This window comes from Aerococcus sp. L_32, assembly GCF_050689315.1.
This window is the reverse complement of sequence record NZ_JBOEQF010000189.1, coordinates 1-4,027: the sequence shown is the minus strand read 5'-3', so window position 1 is coordinate 4,027 and position 4,027 is coordinate 1. Positions and strand designations below refer to the sequence as shown.

Below are 4,027 nucleotides of genomic sequence, written 5' to 3'. Positions count from 1 at the left end.
ATCTTCAGCGTAACCTTTTAAGTATTGTAAGATCATTGCTGAAACTTCTTGTGGCGTATATTTTTTATCTTCAACTTCTACAGTATAGTTGTCTTCACCAATGTGACGTTTGATTGAAGCAATCGCGTTAGGATTTGTTACCATTGAACGTTTTGCTACTTCACCAACTTGGCGTTCGCCATTTTTGAATGAAACAACTGAAGGTGTTGTACGGTTACCTTCTGGGTTAGCGATAATTTTAGGTTCGCCACCTTCTAATACAGAAACTGCAGAGTTAGTAGTACCTAAGTCAATTCCGATAATTTTTGCCATAATAAAACACGTCTCCTTTTTTAATTAATCTATCAATTTAAATGAATTTATCTGTGGTTAGAATCTATGTTAAATGAATTATTGTGCAATAGAAACCATCGCAGGTCTTAGTACACGATCTTTTAATACATACCCCTTTTGGAAAACAGCCACTACTTCTTCAGCTTGCTGGCCTTCTTCAGCCGGCACCGCACTTACAGATTGGTGGAAGTTTGGGTCGAAGAGTTCACCTTTAGGATCAATGACTTCAACGCCTTCCTCTGTTAAAGCTTGTAATAAGCTTGCGTGTACCATTTCGATACCCTTCACTAATTGCTGAGATGACTCATCACCCTTAGCTAATTCTAAAGCGCGTTCCAAGTTATCGATAGCTGGTAAAATACCCTTAGCTAAATTCTGTGACCGATACTTTGAAGCAGATTCACGTTCAGATTGGTTACGACGGTGCATGTTTTGAATTTCAGCAGATAGACGCATAATTTGGTCATCTTTAGCCGCTAATTCAGCTTGAAGAGAGGCTAACTCGCTATCTTCTTCAGTTACTGTTTCAACTTGCTCGTCTTGAACGTCAGTTTCAATGATTTCTTCATCAACATTTAAATCTTGTTGATTGTCGTCCATTTTTGTCAATTGATAGACCTCCTAAGATTTATAATAATTGTCCAGGTATCTAGCCATTTCTTTTGAAATACTTTGGAAAAGCTGCGCCATACGAATGTAGGACATACTTTCCTGACCAAGTACCGCAAAAGTAATTAACTTACCTGATTTTACAGTACCCATGCTAGTAGACATTAAACTCATATTCTCCAGTGTCGGATCTTTAAGTTCTTTACCCACTCTCACTTGGATACCTTGGTCTGTGATATTAATCAGTGAAGCAATCACTGATCGGTCTTCTAGTAATTGACTTAATTGTGCAATACTAGTCCCATTAGCTGAATCAGCTAATGAAGAAAATAAATAATTTTGACCATTTACCCTCATGCCATCACTATTGAATTGATTCATAAACCGGTGTATCAAATGACTACTATCTTCATCAGACCGGTTCATTTGCTCAATATCTTTTAAATAGTGTGTTTGCAGCCTTTCAATCACCGTTGCAAGCTCAAGGCCCACAAGTTCTTGATTCATAATCTCTGCAATACCCTCAATCAATCGCGGTGTAACCACCTCATTGAATGTCACAATTTGATTGCGAATGACACCTTTATCTGTCACCAATATGACCATTGCTTGGTCAGCGGTTAAAGACAATACTTGAAAATTGGCCAATCGTTGCCTTGCAATATCTGGCCCCATCGAAATAACGACGCTTTCTGAAAGCGAGGCTAAAGTCGCAGCCGTTTTTCGAATCACTTGACTCAAATCGTTATAAGGATCGTGGAATATCTCTCTAAGTAAAGCATCTTCCTCTTCCTCAAGCTCTAAATCAATCAATCCACCATAATATGGCATGATGTGATTAATATAGTAACGATAACCCGCCTCAGCTGGCACTCGTCCAGATGATGAATGGGTTTTGGAAATCAATGATAAATCTTCAAGTCTGGCTAATTCATTACGTATTGTAGCTGAACTTGCGTTTATTTCTTGATGTTGAGATAAAGTTTTCGAACCGACTGGTAATTGGTATTTTGAATAATGGTCAATTACCGCCTGTAAAATTAAACTTTGTCGTTTTGTTAACATCTTATCACCTCATTAGCACTTAACAACTCTGACTGCTAACATGTTTATAATATAGCATCTATCACTTCTTTTGTCAATAATAGTCAAACTTTTTTTTGACTTTTTTTGACATTTAAACCTTCCTATAAAATTTGGGCTTTTGACGCTTGCAGGAAAAGCCATTTCAATCCCCTATCCAATAGAAAAAAGGACACCAGACTATTTGTAATAGTCCGTTGCCCTTTCGACTTGTATATTTTATCGATACGCCTATTTGTTGTCACGTAACCAGTTAGTTGCTGATGTTGCTAAGGTAGCAGATCCAACAATTAATGCTTCTTCGTTGAATTGTACTAATGGGTGGTGAACAGGGTATACTTCGCCATTGTCATCTGGTAATGGACAACCAATGAAGAAGTATGTTGATTCTGGCAATTTGCTAGCAATGTGTGCATAGTCTTCTGAAGCTAAGTATGGTGGTACGTTCACCACGTCATATTTATCCGCTAAAGCTTCTTTAGCAGAGGCCATCACTTGTTCAGACATTTCTTTAGAGTTAGTTAATGACGGACAGTCAGCCATTACTTCATATTCAGTTTCAGCACGGAATGCTTTACCAATATGTTCAACAATTTCTGGTAAACGTTTTGAAACATGGTCTGCTGATTCTGGGAATAATGAACGAGAAGTACCTTCTAAGACAACTGTATCAGGGATCACGTTGATAGCACCACCTGGCGCATTGATGTAACCCATAGATAAAGAAGCACCTTTGTTAGATGGTAATTCACGAGCTAAAATACCGTTCGCCCCATTAATAATTTGGCTAGCCACAAATAATGGGTCGATACCGTTGTTTGGCATTGCACCATGAGCACCCACACCTTTAATAGTGATACGGAAGTTTAAAGCAGATGCTAAAGCTTCTTTTTGGTGGATCTCAACGTCCACTTTGTCTCCATTTGGCCACATATGTAAAGCCATACCAGCATCTGGTGCGGGGTTTTCTAAGATACCCTCTTCAACCATGACACGTCCACCGTTTAAAGTTTCTTCTGCTGGTTGGAATAAGAATTTGATTTGACCTTCTAATTGGTTTTCGTTTTCTTTCAACATTTTTAAGACCATTAGTAAAATAGTGGTGTGCATGTCATGACCACATAAGTGTCCATTTTCATTTTTAGATGTACATGCTGATTGAGATTTTTCTGTAATGGCTAAAGCATCCATGTCTGCACGTAACAATAAAGTTTTACCCTTAGCAGAATCACCTAATGTACCTGTAATTCCGTATGTATCACCTACGTTTTCGTATGCAATTCCAAACTCATCAAGTTTTGATTTCACAAGTTTAGTTGTTTTTGGTAATTCAAAACCAACTTCAGGGTTTTCGTGTAAATGACGACGAACCTTTACTGCATCATCAAAAATTTCTTTAGCACGATCCAAATATGCCATTTTTACATTCCTCCAATATTTTTTATTTCCTATTCCATTCTACTACTATTCTAAAAATTGTCTAATCGAATCTATAAAAACGATTAACTAAAAACCTTTTATATCAACGCTTCCCATTTTCTTGATTGTACTTGCACACTTTTTGTCAAAAAAAACGCCAAAGACAAATCCCTAGCGCTCATTTCAAAGTCATATTTTACATATTTTGCAAAAATACTATTTTTGCAAACTTTCTAAATAATTTTCAGCATCAACCACATCTTGATCCATTTGTTTAATCAACCCTTCAATGCCATCAAATTTAAGTTCAGGTCTCAAGTATTTATGCCAATAAACCGTTACGTATTCACCGTAGATTTCCCCTTTAAAATCTAAAAGATGGATTTCTACTGTACGCTTGCGGTTTTTCCCGAAGGTAATATTAGTCCCAATTGAAGCAACACCTGGGTAGACTTGCCCATTCAACAACATCTCAACCACGTAGACACCCTCAACTGGAATCAATGATTCTGCTACAACCATTAAATTAGCTGTTGGATACCCTAGCTCACGGCCGCGTTTCTCTCCATGAACAACGATCCCG

At 37.6% G+C, this 4,027-nt stretch carries 5 protein-coding genes; all 5 read right to left on the bottom strand.

The window, feature by feature from the left end; genetic code table 11:
* On the bottom strand, positions 1 to 312 hold a 312-nt coding region (locus ACRCJ0_RS10125; protein WP_431390357.1), incomplete at its 3' end, for an Hsp70 family protein.
* Positions 313 to 390: 78 nt separating this feature from the next.
* Positions 391 to 942, bottom strand: a complete 552-nt coding sequence (grpE, locus tag ACRCJ0_RS10120; protein WP_431390356.1) for a nucleotide exchange factor GrpE — start codon at positions 940 to 942, stop codon at positions 391 to 393.
* 12 nt (positions 943 to 954) lie between these two features.
* On the bottom strand, positions 955 to 2,007 hold the full coding sequence (gene hrcA, locus ACRCJ0_RS10115; RefSeq protein ID WP_016897082.1) for a heat-inducible transcriptional repressor HrcA: 1,053 nt from the start codon (positions 2,005 to 2,007) through the stop codon (positions 955 to 957).
* Between the two features lie 249 nt (positions 2,008 to 2,256).
* The gene (locus tag ACRCJ0_RS10110; protein ID WP_431390355.1) at positions 2,257 to 3,444 is read right to left on the bottom strand and encodes a M20 metallopeptidase family protein; all 1,188 of its coding nucleotides are present in this window, start codon (positions 3,442 to 3,444) and stop codon (positions 2,257 to 2,259) included.
* A 216-nt stretch (positions 3,445 to 3,660) separates the two neighbouring features.
* Positions 3,661 to 4,027 (bottom strand): riboflavin kinase (locus tag ACRCJ0_RS10105; protein ID WP_431390354.1); only part of this gene is annotated, 367 nt, incomplete at its 5' end.

What these genes read in the sequence shown, in the direction of transcription:
- hrcA (WP_016897082.1), bottom strand. Translation starts at nt 2,007, where the DNA reads ATGTTAACAAAACGACAAAGTTTAATTTTACAGGCGGTAATTGACCAT.
- ACRCJ0_RS10110 (WP_431390355.1), bottom strand. Translation starts at nt 3,444, where the DNA reads ATGGCATATTTGGATCGTGCTAAAGAAATTTTTGATGATGCAGTAAAG.